The organism is Methylobacterium indicum, from assembly GCF_001043895.1.
GTDB lineage: Bacteria > Pseudomonadota > Alphaproteobacteria > Rhizobiales > Beijerinckiaceae > Methylobacterium > Methylobacterium indicum.
This window is the reverse complement of the sequence record NZ_JTHF01000344.1, coordinates 1-778: the sequence shown is the minus strand read 5'-3', so window position 1 is coordinate 778 and position 778 is coordinate 1. Positions and strand designations below refer to the sequence as shown.

The window sequence follows — 778 nt, the reverse complement described above, 5'->3', positions numbered from 1 at the left end:
CTCCGGCATATGCCGGAGGCGGCGGCCCGACCACGCCGGTCGGCGGGGCGGGTGGGGCGGTCCCGGGTCTGGTGCCACCGTTCCCCGCCACCGTGATCTCGTCGAGGCGGATCTCGCCTTGAGCCAGCACGCCCTGCGCGAGGCACGGCAGCGCCAGCGTGGCCAGACCGAGGCTCGCTCCGAGCCGGCGGCGGTTCCTGGGACGGGGGCGTCGAGCGAGCCGCATGCGATGATGGTCCGAAGGGAGTGATCTCAAGGCCGACGTCACATCAGCCGATTTTTCTATTGAGTATCTGCAAACGGCGCGCAACGATCTTGCGGTCCGTTTTTCGAGATGTCCTCATGCCTGTTGCAAGGCAGGTACGATATTGAAACTATAATATCTCTAAATTAGGTGGCTCTGGCAAACGAGATCCGTTGGAGTGCCGGCAGTCGTCTCGCGTGCATCGGATCAACCTTTGCGTCATCCGCGCCACGTCCGGACCGCCGGCCCCGGACCGCACCCGGCCGGTCCGAGATCGCCGGTTCCCAGGCCTGCGAGGTATCCGGATGGCGTCGCCCCTCCCCCGTCGACCCGACGGCGTGTCTCGATGATCTGTCCCGAGTTGACAGGTGAGCCGGCTCGCCTTAGACAGCCGCTCACCGACGGGGCGCCGGGCCGAACGGCCCGCCCCGACGAACCTCCTCAGAGACGGGCAAGCAAGGGCCAGGGCAACCCGGCGCTGCTTTTCGTTTCTCGGACGGTTGAGATCCGGCCTCGACCGGATCGGCTCTTTGA

General features: G+C 66.3%; 1 protein-coding gene. It reads right to left on the bottom strand.

What is annotated here, in order from left to right; all coding sequences use genetic code 11:
• Window positions 1-226, bottom strand: a 226-nt coding sequence (locus tag QR78_RS35770; RefSeq protein ID WP_208993250.1) for a hypothetical protein, incomplete at its 3' end; no start/stop codon positions are given.
• Window positions 227-778 lie beyond the last annotated feature (552 nt).